The 25,265-nt window shown below is 60.8% G+C and carries 28 protein-coding genes and 1 pseudogene; 14 read left to right on the top strand and 15 right to left on the bottom strand.

The window, feature by feature from the left end; all coding sequences use genetic code 11:
* Nucleotides 1-90: 90 nt before the first annotated feature.
* Nucleotides 91-549 (bottom strand): GNAT family N-acetyltransferase, encoded by a 459-nt coding sequence (locus HBN98_RS14980; protein ID WP_083366278.1) that lies wholly within the window; start codon nucleotides 547-549, stop codon nucleotides 91-93.
* Between the two features lie 142 nt (nucleotides 550-691).
* Here HBN98_RS14980 and HBN98_RS14975 point away from each other — a divergent pair, with 142 nt between their 5' ends.
* Nucleotides 692-1,333: a TetR/AcrR family transcriptional regulator gene (locus HBN98_RS14975; protein WP_083366279.1), complete on the top strand. Its 642-nt coding sequence runs from the start codon at nucleotides 692-694 to the stop codon at nucleotides 1,331-1,333.
* A 60-nt stretch (nucleotides 1,334-1,393) separates the two neighbouring features.
* On the opposite strand, the gene HBN98_RS14970 is transcribed toward HBN98_RS14975, so the two are convergent.
* The 3 genes from HBN98_RS14970 to ggt form a co-directional block, all read right to left on the bottom strand.
* Nucleotides 1,394-2,413, bottom strand: a complete 1,020-nt coding sequence (locus HBN98_RS14970) for a lysozyme inhibitor LprI family protein (protein WP_083366280.1) — start codon at nucleotides 2,411-2,413, stop codon at nucleotides 1,394-1,396.
* 236 nt (nucleotides 2,414-2,649) lie between these two features.
* A complete protein-coding gene (locus tag HBN98_RS14965; RefSeq protein ID WP_083366281.1) occupies nucleotides 2,650-3,183 on the bottom strand; it encodes a cysteine hydrolase family protein in 534 nt (177 codons plus the stop codon).
* A gap of 66 nt (nucleotides 3,184-3,249) precedes the next feature.
* A complete protein-coding gene (gene ggt, locus HBN98_RS14960) occupies nucleotides 3,250-4,977 on the bottom strand; it encodes a gamma-glutamyltransferase (protein WP_083366282.1) in 1,728 nt (575 codons plus the stop codon).
* Between the two features lie 152 nt (nucleotides 4,978-5,129).
* On the opposite strand from ggt, the gene HBN98_RS14955 reads away from it, so the two are divergent.
* Complete coding sequence (locus HBN98_RS14955; protein WP_083366283.1) at nucleotides 5,130-5,645, top strand: methylated-DNA--[protein]-cysteine S-methyltransferase; 516 nt, start codon at nucleotides 5,130-5,132, stop codon at nucleotides 5,643-5,645.
* 85 nt (nucleotides 5,646-5,730) lie between these two features.
* On the opposite strand, the gene HBN98_RS14950 is transcribed toward HBN98_RS14955, so the two are convergent.
* The 4 genes and pseudogenes from HBN98_RS14950 to HBN98_RS14935 all read right to left on the bottom strand — a co-directional run bounded on the left by HBN98_RS14950 (nucleotide 5,731) and on the right by HBN98_RS14935 (nucleotide 8,813).
* Nucleotides 5,731-6,321 (bottom strand): NUDIX domain-containing protein, encoded by a 591-nt coding sequence (locus tag HBN98_RS14950; RefSeq protein WP_083366284.1) that lies wholly within the window; start codon nucleotides 6,319-6,321, stop codon nucleotides 5,731-5,733.
* Nucleotides 6,322-6,475: 154 nt separating this feature from the next.
* Nucleotides 6,476-7,477, bottom strand: a pseudogene (locus tag HBN98_RS14945) (chitinase); the annotation flags it as partial.
* A 40-nt stretch (nucleotides 7,478-7,517) separates the two neighbouring features.
* The gene (locus HBN98_RS14940; RefSeq protein ID WP_083366286.1) at nucleotides 7,518-8,153 is read right to left on the bottom strand and encodes a lytic polysaccharide monooxygenase auxiliary activity family 9 protein; all 636 of its coding nucleotides are present in this window, start codon (nucleotides 8,151-8,153) and stop codon (nucleotides 7,518-7,520) included.
* Nucleotides 8,154-8,375: 222 nt separating this feature from the next.
* Entirely contained in the window at nucleotides 8,376-8,813 is a 438-nt protein-coding gene (locus tag HBN98_RS14935) for a hemerythrin domain-containing protein (protein WP_027614687.1), read from the bottom strand.
* Nucleotides 8,814-8,960: 147 nt separating this feature from the next.
* Between HBN98_RS14935 and HBN98_RS14930 the strand changes: the two genes are divergently transcribed.
* Nucleotides 8,961-9,386, top strand: coding sequence for a GNAT family N-acetyltransferase (locus tag HBN98_RS14930; RefSeq protein WP_083366287.1), 426 nt, complete (start codon nucleotides 8,961-8,963; stop codon nucleotides 9,384-9,386).
* A 94-nt stretch (nucleotides 9,387-9,480) separates the two neighbouring features.
* On the opposite strand, the gene HBN98_RS14925 is transcribed toward HBN98_RS14930, so the two are convergent.
* Entirely contained in the window at nucleotides 9,481-9,831 is a 351-nt protein-coding gene (locus HBN98_RS14925) for a hypothetical protein (RefSeq protein ID WP_041074236.1), read from the bottom strand.
* Nucleotides 9,832-9,966: 135 nt separating this feature from the next.
* On the opposite strand from HBN98_RS14925, the gene HBN98_RS14920 reads away from it, so the two are divergent.
* From HBN98_RS14920 to HBN98_RS14885, 8 genes are all read left to right on the top strand, one after another.
* Entirely contained in the window at nucleotides 9,967-10,296 is a 330-nt protein-coding gene (locus tag HBN98_RS14920) for a DUF6388 family protein (RefSeq protein ID WP_083366288.1), read from the top strand.
* A 25-nt stretch (nucleotides 10,297-10,321) separates the two neighbouring features.
* The gene (locus HBN98_RS14915; RefSeq protein WP_083366289.1) at nucleotides 10,322-11,026 is read left to right on the top strand and encodes a YoaK family protein; all 705 of its coding nucleotides are present in this window, start codon (nucleotides 10,322-10,324) and stop codon (nucleotides 11,024-11,026) included.
* Nucleotides 11,027-11,218: 192 nt separating this feature from the next.
* Entirely contained in the window at nucleotides 11,219-11,611 is a 393-nt protein-coding gene (gene tusD / locus HBN98_RS14910) for a sulfurtransferase complex subunit TusD (RefSeq protein ID WP_083369351.1), read from the top strand.
* 1 nt (nucleotide 11,612) lies between these two features.
* On the top strand, nucleotides 11,613-11,969 hold the full coding sequence (gene tusC, locus HBN98_RS14905) for a sulfurtransferase complex subunit TusC (RefSeq protein ID WP_083366290.1): 357 nt from the start codon (nucleotides 11,613-11,615) through the stop codon (nucleotides 11,967-11,969).
* Entirely contained in the window at nucleotides 11,969-12,262 is a 294-nt protein-coding gene (gene tusB / locus HBN98_RS14900) for a sulfurtransferase complex subunit TusB (protein WP_083366291.1), read from the top strand. Before tusC ends, tusB begins: the two co-directional genes overlap by 1 nt.
* Nucleotides 12,259-12,594, top strand: a complete 336-nt coding sequence (locus tag HBN98_RS14895; RefSeq protein ID WP_083366292.1) for a TusE/DsrC/DsvC family sulfur relay protein — start codon at nucleotides 12,259-12,261, stop codon at nucleotides 12,592-12,594. Before tusB ends, HBN98_RS14895 begins: the two co-directional genes overlap by 4 nt.
* Nucleotides 12,591-13,592 (top strand): glycosyl transferase family protein, encoded by a 1,002-nt coding sequence (locus tag HBN98_RS14890; RefSeq protein ID WP_083366293.1) that lies wholly within the window; start codon nucleotides 12,591-12,593, stop codon nucleotides 13,590-13,592. The genes HBN98_RS14895 and HBN98_RS14890 overlap by 4 nt, the downstream gene beginning before the upstream one ends.
* A gap of 91 nt (nucleotides 13,593-13,683) precedes the next feature.
* Nucleotides 13,684-14,685 carry a glutathione S-transferase family protein gene (locus HBN98_RS14885; protein WP_083366294.1) on the top strand — a complete coding sequence of 334 codons (1,002 nt, stop codon included), beginning with the start codon at nucleotides 13,684-13,686 and terminating at the stop codon, nucleotides 14,683-14,685.
* Nucleotides 14,686-14,780: 95 nt separating this feature from the next.
* Here HBN98_RS14885 and cysG read toward each other — a convergent pair whose 3' ends face one another.
* The 6 genes from cysG to HBN98_RS14855 form a co-directional block, all read right to left on the bottom strand.
* On the bottom strand, nucleotides 14,781-16,175 hold the full coding sequence (cysG, locus tag HBN98_RS14880; RefSeq protein WP_064587015.1) for a siroheme synthase CysG: 1,395 nt from the start codon (nucleotides 16,173-16,175) through the stop codon (nucleotides 14,781-14,783).
* Entirely contained in the window at nucleotides 16,176-17,456 is a 1,281-nt protein-coding gene (serS, locus tag HBN98_RS14875; protein WP_083366295.1) for a serine--tRNA ligase, read from the bottom strand.
* Between the two features lie 15 nt (nucleotides 17,457-17,471).
* Nucleotides 17,472-17,846, bottom strand: a complete 375-nt coding sequence (crcB, locus tag HBN98_RS14870) for a fluoride efflux transporter CrcB (RefSeq protein ID WP_083366296.1) — start codon at nucleotides 17,844-17,846, stop codon at nucleotides 17,472-17,474.
* A complete protein-coding gene (locus HBN98_RS14865; RefSeq protein WP_064587012.1) occupies nucleotides 17,846-19,168 on the bottom strand; it encodes a replication-associated recombination protein A in 1,323 nt (440 codons plus the stop codon). The genes crcB and HBN98_RS14865 overlap by 1 nt, the downstream gene beginning before the upstream one ends.
* Nucleotides 19,169-19,358: 190 nt before the next feature.
* The gene (gene lolA, locus HBN98_RS14860; protein WP_083366297.1) at nucleotides 19,359-19,979 is read right to left on the bottom strand and encodes an outer membrane lipoprotein periplasmic chaperone LolA; all 621 of its coding nucleotides are present in this window, start codon (nucleotides 19,977-19,979) and stop codon (nucleotides 19,359-19,361) included.
* Between the two features lie 67 nt (nucleotides 19,980-20,046).
* The gene (locus tag HBN98_RS14855; protein ID WP_083366298.1) at nucleotides 20,047-22,455 is read right to left on the bottom strand and encodes a DNA translocase FtsK; all 2,409 of its coding nucleotides are present in this window, start codon (nucleotides 22,453-22,455) and stop codon (nucleotides 20,047-20,049) included.
* Nucleotides 22,456-22,764: 309 nt separating this feature from the next.
* Between HBN98_RS14855 and trxB the strand changes: the two genes are divergently transcribed.
* The 3 genes from trxB to HBN98_RS14840 all read left to right on the top strand — a co-directional run bounded on the left by trxB (nucleotide 22,765) and on the right by HBN98_RS14840 (nucleotide 25,232).
* A complete protein-coding gene (gene trxB / locus HBN98_RS14850; protein WP_083366299.1) occupies nucleotides 22,765-23,724 on the top strand; it encodes a thioredoxin-disulfide reductase in 960 nt (319 codons plus the stop codon).
* Between the two features lie 62 nt (nucleotides 23,725-23,786).
* Nucleotides 23,787-24,467: a leucyl/phenylalanyl-tRNA--protein transferase gene (gene aat / locus HBN98_RS14845; protein ID WP_083366300.1), complete on the top strand. Its 681-nt coding sequence runs from the start codon at nucleotides 23,787-23,789 to the stop codon at nucleotides 24,465-24,467.
* A 57-nt stretch (nucleotides 24,468-24,524) separates the two neighbouring features.
* The gene (locus HBN98_RS14840) at nucleotides 24,525-25,232 is read left to right on the top strand and encodes an arginyltransferase (protein ID WP_083366301.1); all 708 of its coding nucleotides are present in this window, start codon (nucleotides 24,525-24,527) and stop codon (nucleotides 25,230-25,232) included.
* Nucleotides 25,233-25,265 lie beyond the last annotated feature (33 nt).

Here is a 25,265-nt window from a genome sequence, read left to right as displayed (position 1 = left end):
CAAAGAGCCTCCATTGCGGAGGCCGGGCGGATTCTAGAGAGAGCTGTCGTTCGAGGAAAGGCTGAATCGGAAAATTTACATAAAAGTCAGTCAGCCCTGCCGCAAGTCGAGGTTGTAGGTGAAGTAACCCGTATCACGCACATAACCCAACGACTCGTACAAAGCCTGCGCCGTGACGTTGTCAGTGGCGGTTTCCAGCACCAGGCCTTTGGCGCCGGTCTGCAGCGCAAAGTCCCGCGCGCAGTTCATCAGCAACCGCCCGACGCCGCGACCACGGGCCGCGGGCGCGGTGAACAAATCGCTAAGCAGCCAGGTGCGGTGGGCATCGATCGAGGAAAACGTCGGGTACAACTGCACAAAACCCAGAGCGTCGCCGTTTTCATCCTGCGCGAGGAAAATCGCCGATTCGTCCCTTGCCATGCGCTCGGCGATGAACGCACGCGATTGCGCCAGATTCGACGGCTGCTGATAAAAACCGCGATACGCGTCGAACAATCTTGCCACGGCCTCCAACTCAGCGGTGGCGGCGCGCAGTACCTGAACAGTCATATCCCCTCCCCGTCATACAAATGATCGATCCAGCATAGCGCTGTCCGACGAGTTAGCTGGCTTCATCGCCATATAGTTTTGTATATTGCGAAACCGAATTCGCCAGAACCCGCCCCATGCCCTCCATTCACATCGTGTTCCCATGAGCGCCATCCGCGTGCGCAACGAGCAATTGATTCTCGCCGCTGCCAGCGAAGAGTTTGCCGCCCGTGGCTTCGACGCCACCCAGACGCGCGATATCGCCGCCCGCGCCGGCGTCCCCAAGGCCAACCTGTATTACTACTTCCAGACCAAGGAAAACCTGTACTCGAAAGTCCTGCTGGGGTTCGTCGAACCGCTGCTGGAAGCTTCGGCAGCGCTGCGCGAAAGCGACGATCCGCTGATCGGCCTGCGCGCCTACGTCGCCGCACGGATCCGCATCGCCCGCGAACATCCGGCGATTGCCAAGGTGTTCAGCGGCGAACTGCTGCTCGGCGGCCGCCAGTTGCCAGACGAATGCCGCGACCTGCTGCACGCCGAAGCCCGGCGCAACGTCGACTGCCTGCGCAGCTGGATCGAGCGCGGCTTGCTGGCCCCGGTAGACCCGGAGCACCTGATGCTGTTCATCTGGTCGGCGACCCGCACCTACACCAACATCGGCTGGCAAATGGGCTGCATCACCGGACGCCCGGTGCCGCAGGATGAGGATTATCAGACCGCGGCAGAGACAATTACGCGGATGGTGCTGGAGGGGGTGGTGTCGGAACCGGTCGCGAGTGTGCGTGGCTGGTTGTTTGCGACTTGAATGCAGCGAGGCTGTTGGTCAGCCCCGTCGACATTTCGCCAAATACATCGCCGCAGAGAATCAGGGCATGAAATCCAGCGGCAACGTCTCACCGTTCTCCATTCGCTTGTGCCAGGCAAGCAATGCTTCGGGCACACGTTTTTTCCATTGCGGTGCGTTGGTGTAGTAGCGGGCACGCAAATTACGCTGCTCATCGAACACCAATAAAACCAGCCATACCCGAGCGTCCGGCGCGCGCATCAGAATGCCTGCATTGGTGTTGGCCAGCCCACGCAACCAGAACTCATCGACCTGAGCATCCGGCACATCGCGGGAAGCATCGGCCGTCACCATCGATCCACTGTTTTGCAACAACGTCTGATAGTCGCCTTTGAGCAGAGCGTGTAATAGCTCGTTTTCCTGCTCAGTCCGCGCCACCCCCAGACTAAGCAAGTCGTAATCAATCGCCAGTGGCTGTTCCGATGCCACGTAACGACCGCCGTAGTAAACCCCCATTCCACCGCCGCAGGTAGGGTCTGCACCATCCTGGGCAATGTCCAACAGACCGTTGAATGCGCTGAACTTCAACGAACAGTTATCTTGGGCATAGTGTGCTTCGCTGCCCACAATGTTGGCGACGCCATCCATATCGCCGGAGTTGGCGCCAGCCACGCCTGAAATATCAAAGGCGATATGAGTGGCATCGATACGCTTGGTTTTAACCTCGACCGACGATGATACGCCCCATGGAATGAGTTGCCAGGTCGCATCCCAATTGAAGGGTTTGGCCATGAACTCCAGTGCCTTGAGGCGCATCAGGTATTCCCGGCGCAAACAGGCCACATCCGCAGCACATTGATTGCGTTGCTTTAGCCAGCCTCGCTGATCGGCCTTCAAGGCTTTCGAATCCGCAACTTTCGGCAACGTGACACGCCACAGCGAGCTCAGTTTTTCATCAAGGTTGGAGATGTAGGGATCAGAACAAATGGTTTTTTCAGCCGGGCTGGTGGCGCCGGTGCAATCGAAACTGGCGGCATGCGCGGTAATGGAAAATGCCAGGGATGTCAGCAGCAAGGCGTGGCGGAGTTTGAAAGACAACATCGACAGATTCCATTCTTCGGGGCGCGGGATTATGCCAGTGAAGTGTGGCCAGTGCTGCCGCCTTCCCGGGCATGCCCGCTCCCACAGGAGACTTATGCTGGACATCGGAATCTGTGAACACCCTCAATCATTGTGGGAGCGAGCCTGCTCGCGAAGGCGTCGTGTGACCCGACACATGCGTCACAGACACACCGCTTTCGCGAGCAGGCTCGCTCCCACAGGGGTATTCGCTGGCTTTAGAAGACGATCTCGGCTGCGGGTTTGATGTCGATGCGGCCGGTGGCCCCCGTCAAGTGTGCCAGGTCCTTGTTGTGTTCGGCGATGATGTCTTCGGCGCTCATGTTGCCGTTGTCGAGGGTGGAATGGGCGTCCGCGGCCAGCACCACGTCGTAGCCCAGTTCATGCGCCTTGCGCACGGTGGCGTTGACGCAGTAGTCGGTTTGCAGGCCGCAGATGACCAGGCGCTCGAAGTCTTCGCTGGGCAGCAGTTTGCCCAGGTCGGTCTGGTAGAACGAATCCGGGGTGGTTTTGCGTACACGCAGATCTTTTGCTTCAGTCAGCAGGCCTTCGGCCAGTTGCCAGCCTTCGGTACCGTGGGCCAGCGGGCTGCCCGTTTCTTCATGCTGAATCAGCACCACCGGCACGCCAGCCTTTCGCGCGCGCGTGCTGAGCTGGTTGATGGTGGCGATGACGCGTTGGATGTCGAAGCACTGGTACTGGCCGGAGCAGAGAACCTGCTGGACGTCGATGATCAGCAATGCGCTAGACATGATGAGCCTTCCTTGATCGATCCTTGAGACAGGGGCGGACCTGCACCCGCCCCCCTTTTACGCTGCTCAATACCCCAATGACAACCCGGTGTTGCGCCGAGGATCGTTGGCGCCGTAGAAGCGGTTCTTGCCCACCGGCTTACCACCCAGCGACGGCGCGCCGACCAGGATCGCCGCGATGTGGTTGGCGTCCTGCGGCCCGGCAAACTTGTGGCCCCAGCTCTCGAGAATTTTCTTCGTATCAGGGCTGACGGCGAAGTCTTCGAGGTTGGTTTCCTCCGGCATCCATTGCTGGTGGAAGCGTGGCGCGTCGACCGCTTCCTGCAGGCCCATGCCGTAGTCGATGACGTTGAGCATGGTCAGCAAGGTCGCGGTGATGATCCGGCTGCCACCCGGCGTGCCCACCACCATCACCACTTTGCCATCCTTGGTGACAATGGTCGGGCTCATCGACGACAGCGGGGTTTTGCCCGGGGCGATGGCGTTGGCCTCACCCTGTACCAGACCGTACATGTTCGGCACGCCAACCTTGGAGGTGAAGTCGTCCATCTCGTCGTTGAGGATCACCCCGGTCTTGCTCGCCATCACGCCGGCACCGAACCAGTCGTTGAGGGTGTAGGTCACCGACACCGCGTTGCCCCACTTGTCGACGATCGAGTAGTGCGTGGTGTTGTTGCCTTCATGTGGCGCAACGCCGGGTTTCAGCTCAGCGGAGATGCCGGCCTTCTGTGGCTGGATCGCGTTGCGCAGCGTGGTCGCGTAGTTCTTGTCCAGCAGGTGCTCGATCGGGTTCTTGACGAAGTCCGGGTCGCCCAGATAGCTGTTGCGGTCCACGTAGGCGTGGCGCATCGCTTCGATCTGGTAGTGCATGCCCTGAGCCGAATGGAAGCCCAGATCCTTCATCGGATAACCTTCGAGGATGTTCATGATCTCGCAGATCACCACCCCGCCGGAGCTTGGCGGTGGCGCCGAGACCACGTGGTAGCCACGGTAGTCGCACTCCACCGGGGCCAGTTCGCGGGTCTTGTATTTGTCGAGGTCGGCCTGGGTGATGATGCCCTTGTTGGCCTGACTGGAGGTGACGATGGCGTCAGCGACCCAGCCTTTATAGAAGCCGTCGGCGCCCTTGTCCGAGATGGTGCGCAGGGTTTTCGCCAGATCCTTCTGCACCAGTTTCTGCCCGACCTGCAGCGGTTCGCCGTTGTGCAGGAAGATCGACCCGGAATCACGCATGTCCTTCTTGAACACATCGGTGGCGTAGTCCAGCAGATCGACGTCGCCCTGCTCCAGTTCGAAACCGTCTTCAGCCAGTTTGATCGCCGGCGCGATCATCTCCTTGCGCGGCTTGGTGCCGTACTTGCTCAGCGCCAGCTCCATGCCCGACACGGTGCCCGGTACTGCCACGGCGAGGTGGCCACGGGTGCTCAGGTCCGGGACGACATTGCCATCCTTGTCCAGGTACATATTGGCTGTTGCCGCCAAGGGGGCTTTTTCGCGGAAGTCGAGAAAGGTCTTGCGCCCGTCCGCCAGTTGAATGGTCATGAAACCGCCACCCCCCAGGTTCCCGGCCGCGGGATACACCACCGCCAGCGCATAGCCCACGGCCACCGCGGCATCCACGGCGTTACCGCCGCTTTTCAACACATCCACGCCGACGTGGGAAGCCAGATGTTGGGCGGTGACCACCATGCCGTTTTCGGCGGCCACCGGTGCCACCGACGCGGCATGGGCCATGAGGCAGCTCAGTGCCAGTGACGTCGCAATCAGCGTTTTGGCCAAAGGTTCGTACTTCATGAGTCGATCTCTTTTTTTTGTTTTCAGGGTCTGTGCAAACAGAGGGGAACGCTTCAAAAGCAACAAGCAGTATGGTCGCTATTGCGATTTGCGCCTCCCGGATCAGGCAGTATGCTGGGCGCTCTCGCCGTGCCGATCCGGAGCTCTGCCCCATGCCCTACACGTTCATCACCCTGCCCTCACCCGTAGGCGAATTGAAGCTGGTTGCGAACGGCGCACGACTGGCGGCCATCCTCTGGGAAAACGACAAACCGGGCCGGGTGCGCCTCGGGCCGATGACGCAAGCGCCGGACAATCCACTGCTGCAGAACGCCGCTCGACAGCTGCAGGAATATTTCGCCGGCCATCGCGATCGCTTCGATCTGGAACTGGATTTCGTCGGCACCGACTTCCAGAAAAAGGTCTGGGCGGCACTGCTGACCATCCCGTTTGGCGAAACCCGCACCTACCGCCAGATCGCCGAACAGATTGGCAACCCAGCGGCCGTGCGTGCAGTGGGGGCGGCGAATGGGCGCAATCCGATTTCGATTGTGGCGCCGTGTCATCGGGTGATTGGCGCTTCGGGGAAGTTGACCGGGTTTGCGGGTGGGCTTGAGGCAAAAGAGCGGTTGCTGGTGCTGGAGGGTGGTAACTGGTCGGCGGTGGGCAGGACTGGGGAGTTGTTTTAGCAGATCAAAAGATCGCAGCCTGCGGCAGCTCCTACAGGTGAAACGTATTTCAATGTAGGAGCTGCCGCAGGCTGCGATCTTTGCTTTATCGGGCAAACAGGTTATTCATCGCCGCATACTGCAACAGCATGATGGTCTTGGCGTCGCAGATCTCGCCGCGCTCGAACGCCGCCAAGGCGTCATCGAAGCCCCACTCCAGCACTTCCAGTTCCTCGGTTTCCTCCTCCAGGCCTCCGCCCTCACTGACCTTTGACTTGGCGTCGTACTCGGCAATGAAGAAGTGCAGTTTCTCGGTCACCGAGCCGGGGCTCATGTAGGCCTCGAACACTTTCTTCACGTCGTGCACGCGGTAACCGGTTTCTTCTTCGGCCTCGTCGCGGATGCGCTGCTCCGGTGCAGCACCCTCGAGCAGTCCCGCCGCCACTTCGATCAATAAGCCGTCGTGGCCGTTGACGAACACCGGCAAACGGAATTGGCGAGTCAGCACCACCGTGCGCTTCTCGCGGTTGAACAACAGGATCGCCGCGCCATTGCCACGGTCGTAGACCTCGCGCGTTTGCCGCTGCCAGTCGCCATTGTTGCGCAGGTAGTCAAAGGTGATTTTCTGCAACAGGTACCAGTCGTGGGACAACACCTGAGTGTCGACAATGTTGACCCGCTCGGCGGTCTTGGTCATGACGCCTGTTCCTTTTTTTCATCGGAAAGTACCCATGTTCGAATAAACGCGCCCACAAAAAAAGCCCGGCAGCGCTACCGGGCTTCTTCATTTGCGTTTAACGGGCGAGGCGCGACAACGCCTCATCCGTCTCCTGCGCCGCTGTTCGTACGCCGTGAATCAGCGGTCCATACCGTCGACTGAACTCCCAGTTGTACGGCACGCGGTCTTTGCTGACACCGTTGTCCCAGTTCACCGACCAGGTCATCAGGCCCTTGATCGCCAGCCCTTTGATCGCCAGGCGCTTGAGCGCATTGCCCACTGCCGTGCTGTCAATCACGTAACCGGTGGCGGCGGCGTCAACGTTGGTCGGCAGGCCGATGACGAATTTGTCCGCCGGGATCTTGGTGAAGCCCCGAGTACCGGTCACTAGACTTTCGGTCAGGTAGTAGAGGAAGTCCTCTTTCAGCGCGTCGTTGTTCTGCGCGATCCAGGCGCCGTTGCCGTTATTGGCCTCCGGCACCCAGACCCCGTCGCCACCCTGGTTATAGAACTGCGGGGCGATGAAGTCGTAATAGCCTTCCAGCGCCTGCAGGTAACCAACGTATTTGCCGGTGCTGGTCAGGTACGGAAACTCCGGGGCCATGCTGATGATGAAGTGCTTGCCTTGGCCGGCGTAGTGATCCTTGACCAGTTTCAGTGCGGCCGGCAGCACGGTCTTGTTGGCAGCGAAATCAATCGCGCTCTGTTCAAGATCGATGTCCAGCCCATCAAACCCGTAGGTTTCCACCAGACGGATGATCTCATTGGCCAGCGGTTGTTCCTGCCCGGCACGCAACTCGATGTGCGCATCGGCACCGCCCAGGGACAGCAACACCGCCCGCCCCTGGCTGTTGAGCACGCCAACCTGGCGGCGGAACTCGGCATCGGACACGTTGAACGGCTTGAAGGTGGGAATACCGCTGCCCTTCATGAACGCCACCGCGACCACGTTGTATTCCTTGGGCACCGCCTCCAGAGCGATTTCCGCGAACCGGCCCTGACGGTAGCCGTCACTGGGGCCGGCCGGCCAGTTGTGCCAGAAACCCATGAGGATCTTCTTGCCGGCGATGCTGGGCATCAGCGAAGCCGCATCGGCTGCCTGGTTTTGCACGAGTGTGAAGTCGATATTTGCCATGTTCTAATCCTTCAGAACTTGTGGGTTTGGCGTTGTGCCGTTATTTGAAATCGACGTCGAACGCCTGATAGAACGCGTTGCCGGTGTTGGCCACGATCCACATCAGCACGATGACGTGACGGCCCTTTTTATTGGCCGGCAATTTCACCGAATGATTGACCTTGGCCTTCAATTCCCCCGGATAGCTGTAATACGGCACTTGAGTGTAGAAGTCTTCGGCGAAAGGCTGCGCCTCGAGCTGTGCGCGGGAAATACGCTGCTTCGGATCCCAGCCATCCTTGGTGATCATCCAGCGGTAGCCGCGGGTGGTGTGCGGCGCGGTGTATTCCCACTTCACTTCCAGCGTCTGGCCCGGGGTGACGCTGAGCAAGGGCCAGTTGAAAGGACGGTTGAGCTTTTTGCTCATTTCCTCGTCGGTGAAGTTCACACAGTCTCGGGCATCGGTCTTGCCACCGCTGAGAATGAAACCATCGCCGGGCGGCGTGACGCTGTCACTGTCGCTGCCATAGGGAGCAGGAAAAGGCCCTGCCGTCAGCGCCGGGAAATTCTTGCCCCCTTCCATTTCGTTGACCTGCCAGGCACCGAGCAATCCTTGCTCGATGGCTACCGCACCGCGGCTGGCTGGAGAGGTGACGCGACCGTGTCGCAGTGAGGTTTGAGCTTGTGGTTGATTCATGTTTTTCACTCCGTTGATTTAAGTACTCTCCTGTACGAGGAGAGGCCTTCAAGCTAACGGAGGTGGTTTTTTTGTCCATCGGCGGTTTTGTCGCAGGCATCCGCTCTCGTTGAGAGAAAAGGCCGAAAACACTGGATGCATATACAGTATATTGCGACAAAACCGACCCGACGCATGGCTAAAGGCCTACACACGGACGCTGCAAACACCGGCATTCATCGCTTATGGCAACTGTGCCTGATATTCCTTTTCGTACTGGCCGGCCAGTTGCTCCTTTTGTTTGTCGTCGAGCAACTTGCCAGCCATCTGGAAGAACTTCTGCTCTTCTTCCTTGAGGTGGTGATGGACTTTGTCCGAGAGTTTCTTCGCCGTTGCCAGCCACGCCGGGCTGGACATCTCGGTCTCGTCCAGTTCTTCCATCATCTCGTCCATCTCGTGGTGTTCCGAGATCGCGTGGCGACTCAGGTCGACGCCGTTGTCGAACTCCATCAACGGGATGTAGAAGTGGCGCTCTTCAGCGGTTTCGTGGGCCTGCAGTTCGGCCTTGAGCTGCTTGTAGGCTTCAACCCGCTCCGGGGTGTCGCCGCTGGTTTCGACCAGGGCCTTGGCGTAACTGCGCTGGCGGTCGTGGCTTTCGCGAAGGGCTTCGAAAATATTCATGGGGGGTCCTCATCAACCGCGTTCGAAATGACGCTGTAAACGCTAGACCCCAGCACGACAGCGGCGGTTCCAGAGGGATGTGCGGGGACTTGGAAGACGCCCCCCAAGCAGGATAGGCTGCGGGCTCACCTCACAAGGAAGTTACGCATGACGTTGCGAATCGAGCTGTCGAAGAACCCTACGGAAGAACAACGCAAGGCCATTCTCGAGCCTTTGATTGCGTATAACGATGCAAAGACCGGTGGCAGCATTTCGGAACCGTTCGCCCTGCTGGTGCGCGATGAGCAGGACGCGATTCTCGGCGGTCTGTACGGCCGGGTGATTTTTACCTGGATGTACATCGAGTTGCTCTGCGTACCGGAACAGGGTCGCGGACAACGCATCGGCTCGGAACTGATGGCCATGGCGGAAAATCTGGCCAGAGAGAAGAACTGCCTGGGTATCTGGCTGGACACCTTCGATTTTCAGGCGCCGGAGTTTTACAAGAAGCTGGGATTCAGCCAGTTTGGCGAGATTATGGATTACCCGCCGGGGCATCGCCGCCATTATTTCCAGAAGCGTTTGATCGGTTGAACGCACTGGCCCTATCGCGAGCAGGCTCACTCCTCCACTGGATTTGTATAGGAGTGAGCCTGCTCGCGATGGCGGCAGCCGCGTCAACGCATGATCAGAGGCAGGTCGCCAACCCCGCCAACCGCCGCTTGGCGACAAAATCATCCTTCTGCACGTAGTAATTGAGCACCGTGCCCGAGGCATCGCTGGTCACGTCGACAAACGATTCCGCCGAACGCGTATACACCGTCGAGCCGCCCTTCTTGCCCGGTTGCAGATACGCCCCGGCGTCCACGCCAAACACCGCCTCGTCCTGCCAGGCGAATTGCACGCACTGGGCCACGACTTTCTCGGGTTTGTCCGAGGTCAGGACTTTGTACGGGGCTTTGGTGCGAGAATCGTCCATCACCGAACCCGCGCAGCCAGCCAGCACGGTTGCGGCTAGCGCTACCATCAGAATTCGCATTGCATTCGCTCATTCAGAAAAAAGCGGACTGTATCATCGCGGCAGGCAAAATCGTTCTGCTTTACTGCATTTATAGCGCGACAGGCACGGTCTGCTGCGGCACCCTACGGACATCAGCCTCACAAAGGAACGCACATGGCGCCCACCGACCAGCGACACGAACAGGCCCTGAAACTGTTTCTCGACGCGCGTCCCGAACTGCGCGAAACCCTCGATCATCTCAATCCGCTGCTGGCCCAGGCCAAGGGTGAAACCGCAGCGCAGTATCGCGAAGAACGCCTGCACGAAGCCTTCGAGGCCGAGGCGGAGAACCAGGGCCTGTTTGCCTGGGAGTTGACCTTGCTGCTCACGGCGGCAACGCCCGAGGACTATCAGGCCCAGCGCATGGAGGTGCATCGCGAGGTGGCGGAAATGGCCCACCTGAGCTGGGCGGATTATTGCGACCTGTACGGGCTGGAACCGTAACCGCCACTCAAGGATATCGCCGCCGATGCTGCCTTCCACCTCGACTCACCGCGCCACTTCCGGTCATCTGCATCGGCAGAAATGGCGCGGGCGCATCGGTCTGGCATTAGTGGCCAGCCTGTCGGTGCTCGCGGGCATGACCGACGCCATCGGCTTCATGGCCAGTGGCGACTTCGTCTCGTTCATGAGCGGCAACACCACGCGCCTGGCGGTGGCCATCAGTGACGGCGATCTCGGGCTGACGTTGCGCCTGGTCATCCTCGTCGTCACATTCGTGATCGGTAATGCCTTGGGGATTGTGATCGGGCGCCTGGGCGGGCGGCGCACCCTGCCGCTATTGCTGTGCATCGCCACCCTGCTCTGCGCGGCGGCCGCCTGGCCCTCGGACACGCAACTGCCGGCGCTGCTGGCGGCGATCATCGCGATGGGCATGCTTAACGCGGCGGTCGAGGAAGTGAACGGTCTGCCGGTGGGCCTGACTTACGTGACCGGGGCGCTGTCGCGGTTCGGTCGTGGACTGGGGCGCTGGATGCTCGGCGAACGCCGGAACGGCTGGCGGGTGCAACTGGTACCGTGGACCGGCATGTTCATCGGCGCGATTCTGGGGGCAGTGCTGGAACATCATCTGGGGCTGAAGGCCTTGTTCGTCAGCGGCTTGCTGGCGGCGGTGTTGGGCGTGCTGTCGCTGACCATTCCGCGGCGCTGGCAACTGGGCTATATGCCTCGTTGAAAACGCCTTTCATACCGTAGGAGCTGCGGCACGCTGCGATCTTTTGATGTTGATTTCAACGATCAGAATCAAAAGATCGCAGCCTCGTTTCACTCGACAGCGCCTACAGGGGCATGCACTCAGGCAACTTGGGTTTCGCCGCTACACCGATAAAGCTTTATCATGGCCGCAGTTTTGCTGATCGAGTCCGTCATGAAGTTCGCCATTGCGCTGTTTTCCGCCGCCCATGCGCCCTCCTCGCGCCGTGCCCTGCTGTTTGCGCAGGCGGCACTGGCCGGGGGGCATGAGATTGTCCGGCTGTTTTTCTATCAGGATGGCGTCTACAACGCCTCCGACGCGGTGGTCACTCCGCAGGACGAACTGGACCTGCCCAAACAATGGCGTGCGTTCATCACCGAGCAGCAACTGGACGGTGTGGTGTGCATCGCCGCGGCCTTGCGCCGTGGTGCACTGAACGCCGAAGAAGCCAAGCGCTATCAGCGTGACGCGGTGTCGGTCAGCGCGCCGTGGGAACTGTCCGGCCTCGGCCAGTTGCACGATGCGGTGCAGGACGCCGATCGACTGATCTGTTTCGGAGGCGCGTGACATGGCCAAATCCCTGTTGATCATAAGCCGCCAATCGCCTTGGTCCGGCCCCGGTGCCCGCGAAGCACTGGACATCGTGCTGGCCGGTGGCGCCTTCGATCTACCGATCGGCCTGCTGTTTCTCGATGATGGCGTGCTGCAACTCGCCGACGGGCAAAACGCCAAGGCCCTGCAGCAGAAAGACTTGAGCGCCAACCTGCAGGCGCTGCCGATGTTCGGCGTCGAAGAGCTGTTTTATTGCGCCGACAGCGCCAGCACTCGGGGCCTGAGCAATCGGTCGCTGGACGAGGCGCAACCGCTCGCCGCCGAACAAATCACCGCCCTTATTGACCGTTACGACCAGGTGATCACCCTCTGATGTCGACTTTGCATGTGTTGTCTCATTCCCCGTTCGGCGACGAGCGCCTGACCAGTTGCCTGCGCGTGCTCGGCGCTGCCGACGCCTTGCTGCTATCCGGTGACGCGGTGTATGCCCTGCAACCCGGCACCGCTCCGTTCACCACGCTGCAAAGCCGTCAGCTGAAACTGTTCGTCCTGGCCGAAGATGCGCAGGCGCGCGCCGTGCAACTGCTGGACTGGGCCGAAGCCATCGATTACCCGGCCTTTGTCGAACTGTCGATCCACCATGACAAGGTCAACAGCTGGCTATGAACGCGATGACTGTCGGCGCCCGCGCCATCGAACTGGACAAGGATGGCTTTCTGGTCGACCTCGACGACTGGTCTCATGACGTCGCCAGCGCCCTCGCCGCTGCTGAAGGCATCGAACTGACGCCCGAACACTGGGCAGTCCTCGAACTGCTGCGCAGCTTCTACGCCGAATTCCAGCTGTCGCCGGCCACCCGGCCGCTGGTCAAGTACACCGCACTGAAACTCGGCCCGGAGAAAGGCAACAGCCAGCACCTGAACCGACTGTTCAAAGGCACCCCTGCCAAACTCGCCGCGAAACTGGCGGGCCTGCCCAAACCGACGAATTGCTTATGACCGACTTTCCAGCGCTGACCCTCGAAACGCCCGCCGAACACCCGTTCGCGCAATTCGTGCGAATCCTCGGCAAGGGCAAGCGCGGCGCCCGCGACCTGACCCGCGAGGAGGCCCGGGAGGCGATGGGCATGGTGCTCGACGACAAGGTCGAAGACACCCAGCTCGGCGCGTTCCTGATGCTGTTGCGGCACAAGGAGGAAAGCGCCGAGGAAATGGCCGGTTTCACCGAAGCCTTGCGCGAGCGCTTGCAGGCGCCGGCACTCAACGTCGATCTGGACTGGCCGACCTACGCCGGCAAGAAACGTCATCTGCCGTGGTACCTGCTGGCAGCCAAGTGCCTGGCGCAAAACGGCGTACGGATTTTCATGCATGGCGGCGGCGCGCACACCGCCGGGCGCTTGTACACCGAACAACTGCTCGGCGAGCTGAGCATTCCGCTGTGCCGCACCTGGCAGCAGGTCGGCAGTGCGCTGGACAACGGTGGCCTGGCGTTCATGCCGCTGATGGACTGGGCGCCGCAATTGCAGAAGATGATCGACCTGCGCAACACCATGGGCCTGCGCTCGCCGATCCATTCGCTGGCGCGGATTCTCAACCCGCTGCGCGCACGGTGTGGCCTGCAAAGTATTTTCCACCCGGGTTATCAAGCGGTGCACCGCGACGCCAGCGGCCTGCTCGGTGATACGGCGATCGTGGTCAAGGGCGATGGCGGCGAAATCGAGATCAACCCGGATGCCGACAGTCACCTGTACGGCACCGCCGGCGGCGAGAGTTGGGACGAGGAGTGGCCGCAGCTGTCGAGCCAGCGCCACGTCAAACCGGCCACGCTGGACGTTGAACATCTCAAGGCTGTGTGGCGCGGCGAGGTGGTCGACAGCTATCCGCACATGGCCTTGATCTCGACCATGGCCCTGGCCCTGCGCGGTCTCGGTCAAAGTCGTGAACAAGCGTTCGCCACCGCCGAGCAATACTGGGCCGCGCGGAACAAATCGATTTAACCGATCATCGACGCCCGATCTTTGCGCTTTTTGTTCGAACTCATCGGAATAGACTCGGCTCCAACGCTTATTGGAATCAGGAGTCTGGATCATGGGTTTACTCGTCGATGGCCACTGGCAGGACAAGTGGTACGAAAGCAGCAAGGACGGCGCGTTCCAGCGCGAACAGGCGCAGCGCCGCCACTGGGTCACTGCTGACGGCCGGCCCGGGCCGAGCGGTGAAGGCGGTTTTGCCGCCGAAGCCGGGCGCTATCACCTCTATGTGTCGCTTGCTTGCCCGTGGGCACATCGCACGCTGATCCTGCGCAAGCTCAAAGGCCTGGAAAGCCTGATCGACGTATCCGTGGTCAGTTGGCTGATGCTGGAAAACGGCTGGACCTTCGACACGGCCCTCGGCTCGACCGGCGACAAGCTCGATCACTTCGACTTCATGCACCAGCGCTACACCGCCGACACCCCGGACTACACCGGTCGCGTCACGGTACCGGTGCTGTGGGACAAGAAGCTCAAGCGCATCGTCAGCAATGAATCGGCGGAGATCATCCGCATGTTCAACAGCGCCTTCGATGGCCTGACCGGCAACGAGCTGGACTTCTACCCGGCACCGCTACGCGGTGAGATCGACGCGCTGAACGAGCGGATCTATCCGGCGGTGAACAATGGCGTGTATCGCGCCGGCTTTGCGACGTCGCAGCAGGCTTACGAAGAGGCGTTCGATGAGGTGTTTGCCGAACTCGATCACCTGGAGCAGGTGCTGGGCGCCAATCGCTACTTGTCGGGTGAGCACCTGACGGAAGCAGACATCCGTTTGTTCACCACGATGATTCGTTTTGATGCGGTGTACCACGGCCACTTCAAGTGCAACCTGCGGCGGATTGCCGATTACCCGAATCTGTCGAACTGGCTGCGCGAGCTGTATCAGTGGCCGGGGATCGCCGAGACGGTGGATTTTCAGCACATCAAAAACCACTACTACGGCAGTCACAAGACCATCAATCCGACAGGGGTTGTGCCGAAGGGACCGGCGCAGGATTTTACTGTGGCGCATGATCGGGCGCGGCTGAGCGGAAAAGGGGTTTGGCAGCGGGGATAACAGTCAACAGCAAAAGATCGCAGCCTTCGGCAGCTCCTACAGGGAACGCATTCTCATGTAGGAGCTGCCGCAGGCTGCGATCTTTTTGCTTTGACTCACACTTGCGCCTGAGCGCCCTCGAACCACGCCAGTTTCTCGCGCAGTTGCACCACTTCACCGACGATCACCAATGTCGGCGCATGCACTTCATGCTCCGCCACCAGGCGTGGCAGGTCGGCCAGCGTGCCAGTAAAAACCCGCTGATTGACCGTGGTGCCCTGCTGGATCAACGCCGCCGGGGTATCGGCTGCACGTCCATGCTTGATCAACTGTTCGCAAATGCTCGGCAGACCGACCAGGCCCATGTAGAACACCAGCGTCTGCGCCGGAGCGACGAGGTCGGCCCATGGCAGATCGGTGGAACCGTCCTTCAGGTGCCCGGTGACAAACCGCACTGACTGCGCGTAATCGCGATGGGTCAACGGAATCCCGGCGTACGCCGCGCAACCGCTGGCCGCCGTGATCCCCGGCACCACCTGAAATGGAATGCCATGGGCCGCCAGCTCTTCGATCTCTTCACCGCCGCGACCGAAGATAAACGGATCACCGCCCTTCAACCGCACCACACGCTTGCCGGCCTTGGCCAGATCCACCAGTTGCTGGTTGATCTGATCCTGCGGCACCGCGTGATCGGCGCGACGCTTGCCGACGTAGATCCGTTCGGCGTCGCGACGGCACAGCTCAATAATCGCCGGAGCGACCAAGCGGTCATACAGCACCACGTCGGCTTGTTGCATCAGGCGCAAGGCGCGGAAGGTCAGCAGATCCGGATCGCCCGGCCCGGCGCCCACCAGGTACACCTCACCGGTGGTGATGTCCGCTTCGCCATCGATCTTGGCTTGCAGCAGACGTTCGGCCTCGGCACCCTGCCCGGCCAGTTGCCGATCGGCAATCGGGCCTTGAAACACGTCTTCCCAGAACCCGCGACGTTGCTGCACGTCCGGAAACAGGTTTTTCACCTGATTGCGGAAACGCGCAGCCAGTCCGGCCAGTTGGCCGTAGGTCGAAGGAATCCAGGTTTCGATCTTGGCGCGAATCAGCCGCGCCAGCACCGGCGCATCGCCGCCGCTGGACACCGCGATGATCAGTGGCGAACGGTCGACAATCGCCGGGAAGATCACGCTGCACAATTGCGGCGCGTCCACCACGTTGACCGGTACGCAACGCCGATGAGCATCGCTGGAAACTTGCGCATTCAGCGCTTCATCGTCGGTGGCGGCAATGATCAGCCCGCAACCGTCCAGGTCCGCTTCCACGTAACCGCGTAGCAGGCACTCGCCACCGCTGGCGGTGACCAGTTCACGCAATTGGCTTTCGATTTCAGGTGCGACCACCCGCAGCAGCGCACCGGCATCGGCCAGCAGGCGGGATTTGCGCAAGGCAATTTCCCCCCCACCGACGACCAACACACGACTGCCGCGCAGGTTGTGAAACAGCGGCAGATATTTCATTTAGCCGATGACCTCAAGGCCACCCATGTAAGGCTTCAGCACGTCCGGAACGCGGATCGAGCCGTCGGCCTGCTGGTAGTTTTCCAGCACGGCCACCAGGGTACGGCCGACGGCCAGACCCGAACCGTTGAGGGTGTGCACCAGTTCAGGCTTGCCGGTTTCCGGGTTGCGGAAACGCGCCTGCATGCGGCGGGCCTGGAAGTCGCCGCAGTTGGAGCACGACGAGATCTCGCGGTATTTGTCCTGGCTCGGAATCCACACTTCAAGGTCGTAGGTCTTCACGGCGCTGAAGCCCATGTCGCCGGTGCACAGCGCCAGAGTGCGGTAAGGCAGGCCCAGCAGTTGCAGGACTTTCTCGGCGTTGGCGGTCAGGCTTTCCAGCGCTTCCATCGACGTCGAAGGCTCGACGATCTGGACCATTTCAACCTTGTCGAACTGGTGCTGACGGATCATGCCGCGAGTGTCACGGCCCGATGCGCCGGCTTCGCTGCGGAAGCACGGGGTGTGGGCGACGAACTTGATCGGCAGCAGTTTCGAATCGACGATTTCACCGGCCACGATGTTGGTCAGCGACACTTCGGCGGTCGGGATCAGGTACAGATCGGCTTCGCCTTCGCGAGCGATCTTGAACAGGTCTTCCTCGAACTTTGGCAGTTGACCGGTGCCTTGCAGCGCCGGGGCCTGAACCAGATAAGGCGTGTAGGCCTCTTCGTAGCCGTGCTCGTTGACGTGCAGGTTGATCATGAACTGCGCCAGAGCGCGGTGCAGACGGGCAATCGGGCCACGCAGCAGGGCGAAACGTGCGCCGGACAGCTTGGCGGCGGTTTCGAAATCCAGCCAGCCGAACTTCTCGCCCAGGGCGACGTGGTCCTTGACCTCGAAGTCGAACGCGGTCGGCGTGCCCCAGCGGCGCACTTCGACGTTGCCGTCTTCGTCTTCGCCAACCGGCACCGATTCATGCGGCAGGTTCGGGATACCCAGCAGGATCGAGTCCAGTTCGGTCTGGATCGCGTCCAGCTCGACTTTACCGGCACTCAGCTCGCCCGCCATGCGCTCGACGTCCGCCATCAGCGGCGCAATGTCTTCGCCGCGCTGCTTGGCCTGACCGATGGACTTGGAACGCGCGTTACGCTCAGCCTGCAGTGCTTCGGTGCGGGTCTGGACGGTCTTGCGCTGTTCTTCCAGCGCTTCGATGCGCGCGGTATCCAGGGCAAAGCCACGGGAAGCCAGGCGGTCCGCTACGTCCTGAAGGTTGCTACGTAACAGTTTGGAATCGAGCATGTCGGTTTCTCGTTATCAAAGTTTGGTCAAAGACAGGCCGGCCCACGTCGCGAGCAGCCCGCCGAATACGCTGAGTGCCGCATAGCCCAGGGCCAGCGGCACTTGCCCGCTTTCCAGCAGGCGCACCGTATCCAGTGAAAAGGATGAAAAAGTCGTCAGCCCCCCGAGGAAGCCGACGATCAACCCGGCGCGCACCTCGATCGGCACCTCCGGGCGTATCAAAAACAGGCCGTACAACACGCCAATCAGCAGACAGCCCACGATATTAACGGCCAGCGTCGCGGTATAGAAGTGCCGCGGCCAATTGGCCGTGACCCAATTGGCCGTGGCGAAGCGCAACAGGGTGCCGGCGATACCGCCGGCGGAGACTGCAATGATCAATGGAAGCACTATTTTCTCCGCTGTCTTGGGCTTAAACGGTCGAGTTGCGCAAGGTGATTGAGCTTCTCGCCAATCTTCAATTCCAGGCCACGGGGCACCGGTTGATAGAACGGGATCGGCTCAAGCTCTTCCGGGAAATAATCTTCGCCAGCGGCATAGGCATCCGGCTCGTCGTGGGCATAACGGTATTCGTCGCCGTAACCCAATTGTTTCATCAGCTTGGTCGGGGCGTTGCGCAGGTGCAGCGGCACTTCCAGCGAGCCGTTTTCGGCGGCAGCGCGCAGGGCGGTCTTGAAGCCCATGTACACCGCGTTGCTTTTCGGCGCGCAGGCCAGATAGGTGATGGCCTGGGCCACCGCCAACTCGCCTTCCGGACTGCCGAGCCGCTCCTGCACTTCCCACGCTGCCAGACACAGGCTCAGCGCACGCGGGTCGGCGTTGCCGATGTCTTCGCTGGCCATGCGCACCACGCGCCGGGCCAGGTACAGCGGATCGCAACCGCCGTCGATCATCCGCGCGAACCAGTACAGCGCACCATCGGGGTTGGAACCGCGTACCGATTTGTGCAGCGCCGATATCTGGTCGTAGAACGCTTCGCCGCCCTTGTCGAAGCGCCGACGGGTGTCGCCGAGCAGGCTTTGCAGCAGCTCGGTGCCGATCTCGCTGTTGTCTTCGGCGAGGTCCGAGGCATTTTCCAGCAGGTTGAGCAGCCGTCGACCATCGCCGTCGGCGGCGGACAGCAGCATCTGGAAGCCTTCGTCGTTCAACGTCAGGTTGCGCTTGCCCAGCCCGCGCTCTTCAGTGAGTGCACGGTGCACCAGTTTGCGCAGCGCCGCTTCGTCGAGGCTTTTCAGCACATACACGCGGGCCCGCGACAACAGGGCGTTGTTGAGTTCGAACGAGGGGTTTTCGGTGGTGGCGCCGATAAAAATCAGCGTGCCATCTTCCACATACGGCAGGAACGCATCCTGCTGGGATTTGTTGAAGCGGTGCACTTCATCGACAAAGAGAATCGTGCGCTTGCCGTACTGGCCGGCCTGCTGCTTGGCGATTTCAACCGCCTGACGGATCTCCTTGACCCCGGCGAGGACCGCCGAGACCGTTTCGAAGTGCGCATCCGAGACTTCCGCGAGCAACCGCGCCAGGGTGGTCTTGCCCACACCCGGCGGGCCCCAGAAGATCATCGAATGCAGGGCACCCTGCTCCAGCGCCTCACGCAGAGGCTTGCCGCGAGCGAGCACGTGCTCCTGACCGACGTACTCATCCAGATTGGTCGCACGCAAACGCGCGGCCAGTGGCTGGGCAATCGGTGCACTGCGAAACAGATCCATCACGTAGCGTTGAAACCTCTGATTTTCTGAAACCTGTTGGAATACCTGTGGCGAGGGAGCTTGCTCCCGCTGGACTGCGGAGCAGTCCCCGCTTTTGATTCAAGAGCGGGGCCGCTCCGCGCCCCAGCGGGAGCAAGCTCCCCCGCCACAAAAGCTCCAAGCCACAAGAGCCCAACCCGGGATCCGGGATTTATTCCTGGATAACGTCAGCACCCTTCGGGATGTCGAACTTGAACTTCGACGCCGGCACGGCTTCGTTGGCCTTGACCCCGGTGAACAGGATGTTGGTGCGCTGGCCGACACTGTCGATCAGTTGCATGTCATTGACCAGACCGTTGCGGAACGACAGGCGCAGGCTGTCGAACAGGGTGTCCTTGGTCTTCGGCTTGAGGGTGAAGTCGATCACACCACCCGCCTCTTTCGCACTGATCTCGAAGCTCTGGCTGATCTTCGACACATCACCGGACAGCAGCAGCGCCGGGGTCTGGGTCAGACGCTCGTCGAGTTTCTTGATGGTTGCCTGCTCCAGATCCGGGTCCCACAGGGTGACTTTCTTGCCGTCGGAGACCATGGTCTGCTCGTTTGGCGCTTCGGTATGCCAGTAGAACAGGCCTGGACGCTGCAGGACCATATCACCGCGAGTTTCCTGCAACTGCGTGCCACTGCCGTCCAGGGTCAGCTGGGAAAAGTTCGCGGTCAGGGTTTTCGATGTTTCCAGCAATTGGGTCAGACGTGCCACGTCCTTGTCGTCGGCGTGGGCCGTGAACGTGGTCAGTGCCAGTACTGGCAACAGCATGCGGATAAGACGCATGGGAGTCCTCTTGAATACTCGTGGGGAGAGCGGCGGCACATCATTGTCCCGCCTCTTGCTTTTGAAATCAGTCGCGAACCGGGCCCGGGGCCAGGACTTCACGCGAACCGTTGGTGTTCATTGAGGTGACGACGCCGGCCATTTCCATGGCCTCAATCATCCGCGCAGCACGGTTGTAACCGATCTTCAGCTTGCGCTGTACCGCAGAAATCGACGCCCGGCGGCTTTCCAGCACAAACTGCACGGCTTCGTCATACAGCGCGTCGGTCTCCGGATCATCGCCGTCGCCGCCACCGCTGCTGCCTTCAAAGCCGCTGCCCGCCTCTTCGACACCGTTGAGGATGTCGTCGTTGTATTCCGGTGCGCCACGCAGTTTCCACGCTTCCACCACACGGTGGACCTCATCGTCGGAAACGAACGCGCCGTGAACGCGGATCGGCAGGCTGGTGCCCGGCGGCATGTAGAGCATGTCACCGTGACCGAGCAGTTGCTCGGCGCCGCCCTGGTCGATGATGGTCCGCGAGTCGATCTTGCTCGACACCTGGAACGCCATGCGGGTCGGAATGTTGGCCTTGATCAGACCGGTGATCACGTCCACCGACGGCCGCTGGGTCGCGAGGATCAAGTGGATGCCGGCAGCACGTGCCTTCTGCGCGATACGAGCGATGAGCTCTTCGACTTTCTTGCCGACGATCATCATCATGTCGGCGAATTCGTCCACAACCACAACGATGGTCGGCAGCTTCTGCAGCAGCGGCGCTTCGTCGTGAATGCTTTCGCGCTTGTACAGCGGATCGCTCAACGGCTCCCCGGCGTCCTGGGCTTCCTTGACCTTGGCGTTGAAGCCGGACAGGTTACGCACGCCCATCTTCGCCATCAGTTTGTAGCGGCGCTCCATCTCAGCGACGCTCCAGCGCAGCGCGTTGGCGGCGTCCTTCATGTCGGTCACCACCGGGCACAGCAGGTGCGGAATGCCTTCGTAGATCGACAATTCCAACATTTTCGGGTCGATCATGATCAGCTTGGCGTCTTCGGGCCCGGACTTGAACAGGATCGACAGGATCATCGCGTTCACACCCACCGACTTACCGGAACCGGTGGTACCGGCCACCAGCAGGTGCGGCATCTTCGCCAGGTCAGTGATGACCGGCTTGCCGCCGATGTCGTGGCCCAGGGCCAGGGTGACCGGCGACTTGAAGTTGTCGTACTCGGGGGTAGACAGGACTTCGGAGAAACGCACGATCTGCCGGTCTTCGTTGGGAATTTCGATACCGACCGTGGTCTTGCCCGGAATCACCTCGACCACGCGCACACTGGTCACCGCCAGCGAACGTGCGAGGTCTTTTGCCAGGTTGGCGATGCGGCTGACCTTGACGCCGGCAGCCGGCTGGATTTCATAACGGGTAATCACCGGGCCCGGGTGGATCGAGTCCACAGTGACCTCGACGCCGAATTCCTTGAGCTTGATTTCCAGCAGGTGGCCGACTGCTGCCAGGGATTCAGGCGAATAATTGAGTTGTTTCTTTTCCGCAGGATCGAGGATCGAGATCGGCGGCAAGGTGCCTTCCACGGCGCTGTCGACGAACAACGGCACCTGTTTCTCTTTCTGCACGCGCTTGCTTGGCTCGGGCGCCTTGACCGGCGCCGGGGCGATGACCGGTGGCACCTGCTTCTCGCGATCGGACATGTGCTTGCTCAGGGCCTGCTCGCGTTCGATCAGACGTTCCTTGACCTTGGCCTGCTCGCGCTTGTCGGTGACGGTCGGCGCGACCACGTCATGGACGCGGTCATCGACTTCACGCAGTTGTGCGACCAGTTGCTTGCGCTCGGTGCGGGCCGACCACCAGCGATTGAGTGCACCCTGAAACAGCTCGAACAGGTCGAGGGTGATCTTGCCGGTGACATCCATCACCTTGAACCAGGACAGGTCAGTGAACACCGTCAGGCCGAACAGGAACAGCGCGATGAACAGCAGCGTGCTGCCCTGGATATTCAAGGCGTTACGCGCCAGATCGCCAAGGCTTTCGCCCAGTGCCCCGCCCGCGCCGGCCGGCAGACCGGTGGCAGCGTGGAAATGGATATGCGCCAGCGCAGCACCGGACAGCACCAGGAACACCAGACCGATCAGGCGCCAGGAGAACAGCCAGCCGCTCCACTGCCAGGGTTCGTGGCGTTGGCGGAAAATCTGATACGCCTTGATCGCCAGCAGCAGCGGGAAGATGTACGCGAAGTAACCCAGCACCATGAACAGGATGTCGGCGCTGTAAGAACCGGCCGGGCCGCCGAAGTTCTGCACGTCGTCGATCTTGCTGTTGTGGCTCCAGCCCGGATCGTCCTTGCCGTAGGTCAGCAAGGCCATCATCAGGAACAGGCACAAGGCACCGATGGCGATCAATGCACCTTCCTTGAGCCGGTAGTGCAATTGCTGGCGCCAGAGCGGAACGACTGTTTTTGGTGCTGCGGTGGATTTCTTCAAAACGCTTCTTTTCCTGCGCCCGGGGCGCGTCCATCTATTGAATGACGATAAAAAACTGCCCAATCCAGGCAGGTAAAAAAGTGAACCGGCGCAACTGAGACTACTTTTAACACTGTGCCGCAGCTTTTATAAACACAGCTATAAACACAGCGCTCGGCAAATATTCTGTAACAGCCCGGCATTGTACGGGTTTGTGCGGCTGATGCCATGCTTCAAACCCCATAGCTGAGCATAACCAATACCACAAATCCTGCGGTTCAATTTGAGCATGCATTGTCTTTTGTGACAAAGGCTTATGAGGTGTATTTGATGAACGCAGCGAAGCATTCACGCCTGATCATTCTCGGCTCCGGCCCTGCCGGTTACAGCGCTGCCGTATACGCCGCCCGCGCCAACCTCAAACCGGTGGTCATTACCGGCCTGCAGGCCGGCGGCCAACTGACCACGACCGTCGAAGTCGACAACTGGCCCGGCGACGTCGAAGGCCTCACTGGCCCGGTGCTGATGGAACGCATGCAGAAACACGCCGAACGCTTTGCCACCGAGATCGTTTACGACCACATCCACACCGCCAAGTTGCAGCAGCGCCCGTTCGAGCTCATCGGTGACAGCGGCACTTACACCTGCGACGCACTGATCATCGCCACCGGCGCCTCGGCGCAGTACCTGGGCCTGCCTTCGGAGGAAGCCTTCGCCGGCAAAGGCGTTTCAGCCTGCGCGACCTGTGATGGCTTTTTCTACCGCAATCAGGTGGTCGCGGTGGTGGGCGGCGGCAACACCGCGGTCGAGGAAGCACTGTACCTGTCGAACATCGCCAGGGAAGTGCACCTGATTCACCGCCGCGACAAACTGCGCTCGGAGAAAATCCTCCAGGACAAACTGTTCGAAAAAGCCGCCAATGGCAATGTCCGCCTGCACTGGAACCAGAATCTCGACGAAGTGCTGGGCGACGCCAGCGGCGTCACCGGCGCACGTCTGCGCGACAGCCACACCGGGCAAACCAGCGAACTGGCACTGGCCGGCGTGTTCATCGCCATTGGCCACAAACCCAATACCGATCTGTTCCAGGGCCAGTTGCCGATGCGTGACGGCTACTTGCGGGTCAAGGGCGGCAGTGACGGCGACGCCACCGCCACCGAGATCCCCGGCGTCTTCGCGGCCGGCGATGTGGCGGACCACGTTTACCGCCAGGCCGTGACCTCGGCCGGGGCCGGCTGCATGGCAGCACTGGACGCGGAGAAGTATCTGGACGACATTCCTGTCATTTAACGGCACACTTTATCGCGGGCCTCACGCCCGCACCGCCCTCCCCTTCTGCAAGCCTGGACGCCATGCTGACTTGGTTACAACGCAATTCCCTGACCTTCCCGCCTCTGGAAAAGGCCATGCGCGATCCCAATGGATTGCTGGCTGCCGGTGGCGACCTGTCTGCCGATCGCCTGGTGCAGGCCTACCGTCACGGCTGTTTTCCGTGGTTTTCCGAAGGCCAGCCGATCCTCTGGTGGTCGCCGGACCCGCGCACCGTGCTGTTTCCCGACGAACTGCATGTCTCGCGCAGCCTCGGCAAACTGCTGCGCAAGGAACGCTATCAGGTGACCTTCGATCAGGATTTCGACGCGGTCATTCGCGCCTGCGCCGCGCCCCGGGATTACGCCGACGGCACCTGGATCACCGAAGCCATGCAGGACGCCTACCTGGAACTGCACCGCCGCGGCTTCGCCCACTCGGTCGAGGTCTGGGACCAGGGCCAACTCGTGGGCGGCCTGTACGGCCTGGCGATGGGGCAGCTGTTTTTCGGTGAATCGATGTTCAGCCGTGCCGACAACGCCTCCAAATATGGTTTTGCCACGCTGGTACAGCATCTGAAAGACGCCGGATTCGTCCTGATTGACTGCCAGATGCCGACCGATCATCTGCACAGCCTGGGCGCCCGCGCGATCCCCCGCCGCGAATTCGCTGATTATCTGGCCCGCCACCTGGATCAACCCAGTCGTGCCACCTGGGTTTGCTGAGCGACTTTTGCGCGCGTGGCTTACACTTAATTCACCAGCTTATCCCGAGGGTTGATCATGACCGAGTTGGCGCGCTTGAAGTTCTATGCCACTCAACCCCATTCCTGCAGTTATCTGCCCGAGGAACAGGCGACGACGCTGTTTCTCGACCCGAGTCAGCCCATGGATGTGCATGTCTACGCAGACCTGTCGGAAATGGGCTTTCGTCGCAGCGGCGATCATCTGTATCGCCCCCATTGCCAGAATTGCAATGCGTGCGTGCCTGCGCGCATCCCGGTGGCGCAGTTCAACCCCAACCGCCAGCAGAAACGCATTTTCAAACGCAATGCCGATCTGCAGGTGCGTCCGGTAAAACCGCATTTCAGCGAAGAATATTTCGAGCTGTATCAGCGTTACATCGAGCAGCGGCATGCCGACGGCGACATGTACCCGCCAAGCCGCGATCAATTCTCGACCTTTCTGGTGCGCGACCTGCCCTTCTCGCGCTTCTATGAGTTTCGTCTCGACGGACGGTTACTCGCCGTCGCGGTGACCGATCTGCTGCCCAACGGCCTGTCGGCGGTCTACACCTTTTACGAACCTGACGAGGAGCGCCGCAGCCTGGGTCGTTTCGCAATCCTGTGGCAAATCAGCGAAAGCCAGCGACTGGGGCTGGAGGCGGTCTATCTCGGTTATTGGATCAAGAACTGCAAAAAGATGAACTACAAGACCCAATATCGCCCCATCGAATTGCTGATTAATCAGCGCTGGGTAATCCTTAACTAATCGCAAGCCCTAAACCCCTTGGCTTGAACCCCC

It is taken from the genome of Pseudomonas koreensis, assembly GCF_012986595.1.
In the GTDB taxonomy this organism is placed as follows: Bacteria; Pseudomonadota; Gammaproteobacteria; order Pseudomonadales; family Pseudomonadaceae; genus Aquipseudomonas; species Aquipseudomonas koreensis.
This window is presented reverse-complemented; position numbering and strand designations above follow the sequence as displayed.

Coding starts and splice junctions, on each gene's coding strand:
- lolA (WP_083366297.1), bottom strand. CDS start 19,979: ATGCGTCTTATCCGCATGCTGTTGCCAGTACTGGCACTGACCACGTTC.
- cysG (WP_064587015.1), bottom strand. CDS start 16,175: ATGAAATATCTGCCGCTGTTTCACAACCTGCGCGGCAGTCGTGTGTTG.
- HBN98_RS14935 (WP_027614687.1), bottom strand. CDS start 8,813: ATGAATATTTTCGAAGCCCTTCGCGAAAGCCACGACCGCCAGCGCAGT.
- HBN98_RS14970 (WP_083366280.1), bottom strand. CDS start 2,413: ATGTTGTCTTTCAAACTCCGCCACGCCTTGCTGCTGACATCCCTGGCA.
- HBN98_RS14980 (WP_083366278.1), bottom strand. CDS start 549: ATGACTGTTCAGGTACTGCGCGCCGCCACCGCTGAGTTGGAGGCCGTG.
- tusD (WP_083369351.1), top strand. CDS start 11,219: ATGAAGTTCGCCATTGCGCTGTTTTCCGCCGCCCATGCGCCCTCCTCG.
- HBN98_RS14940 (WP_083366286.1), bottom strand. CDS start 8,153: ATGAATCAACCACAAGCTCAAACCTCACTGCGACACGGTCGCGTCACC.
- HBN98_RS14930 (WP_083366287.1), top strand. CDS start 8,961: ATGACGTTGCGAATCGAGCTGTCGAAGAACCCTACGGAAGAACAACGC.
- HBN98_RS14915 (WP_083366289.1), top strand. CDS start 10,322: ATGCTGCCTTCCACCTCGACTCACCGCGCCACTTCCGGTCATCTGCAT.
- HBN98_RS14920 (WP_083366288.1), top strand. CDS start 9,967: ATGGCGCCCACCGACCAGCGACACGAACAGGCCCTGAAACTGTTTCTC.
- HBN98_RS14965 (WP_083366281.1), bottom strand. CDS start 3,183: ATGTCTAGCGCATTGCTGATCATCGACGTCCAGCAGGTTCTCTGCTCC.
- HBN98_RS14840 (WP_083366301.1), top strand. CDS start 24,525: ATGACCGAGTTGGCGCGCTTGAAGTTCTATGCCACTCAACCCCATTCC.
- HBN98_RS14950 (WP_083366284.1), bottom strand. CDS start 6,321: ATGACCAAGACCGCCGAGCGGGTCAACATTGTCGACACTCAGGTGTTG.
- HBN98_RS14925 (WP_041074236.1), bottom strand. CDS start 9,831: ATGCGAATTCTGATGGTAGCGCTAGCCGCAACCGTGCTGGCTGGCTGC.
- HBN98_RS14975 (WP_083366279.1), top strand. CDS start 692: ATGAGCGCCATCCGCGTGCGCAACGAGCAATTGATTCTCGCCGCTGCC.
- HBN98_RS14865 (WP_064587012.1), bottom strand. CDS start 19,168: ATGGATCTGTTTCGCAGTGCACCGATTGCCCAGCCACTGGCCGCGCGT.
- HBN98_RS14955 (WP_083366283.1), top strand. CDS start 5,130: ATGCCCTACACGTTCATCACCCTGCCCTCACCCGTAGGCGAATTGAAG.
- serS (WP_083366295.1), bottom strand. CDS start 17,456: ATGCTCGATTCCAAACTGTTACGTAGCAACCTTCAGGACGTAGCGGAC.
- trxB (WP_083366299.1), top strand. CDS start 22,765: ATGAACGCAGCGAAGCATTCACGCCTGATCATTCTCGGCTCCGGCCCT.
- tusB (WP_083366291.1), top strand. CDS start 11,969: ATGTCGACTTTGCATGTGTTGTCTCATTCCCCGTTCGGCGACGAGCGC.
- HBN98_RS14890 (WP_083366293.1), top strand. CDS start 12,591: ATGACCGACTTTCCAGCGCTGACCCTCGAAACGCCCGCCGAACACCCG.
- HBN98_RS14885 (WP_083366294.1), top strand. CDS start 13,684: ATGGGTTTACTCGTCGATGGCCACTGGCAGGACAAGTGGTACGAAAGC.
- ggt (WP_083366282.1), bottom strand. CDS start 4,977: ATGAAGTACGAACCTTTGGCCAAAACGCTGATTGCGACGTCACTGGCA.
- HBN98_RS14895 (WP_083366292.1), top strand. CDS start 12,259: ATGAACGCGATGACTGTCGGCGCCCGCGCCATCGAACTGGACAAGGAT.
- aat (WP_083366300.1), top strand. CDS start 23,787: ATGCTGACTTGGTTACAACGCAATTCCCTGACCTTCCCGCCTCTGGAA.
- tusC (WP_083366290.1), top strand. CDS start 11,613: ATGGCCAAATCCCTGTTGATCATAAGCCGCCAATCGCCTTGGTCCGGC.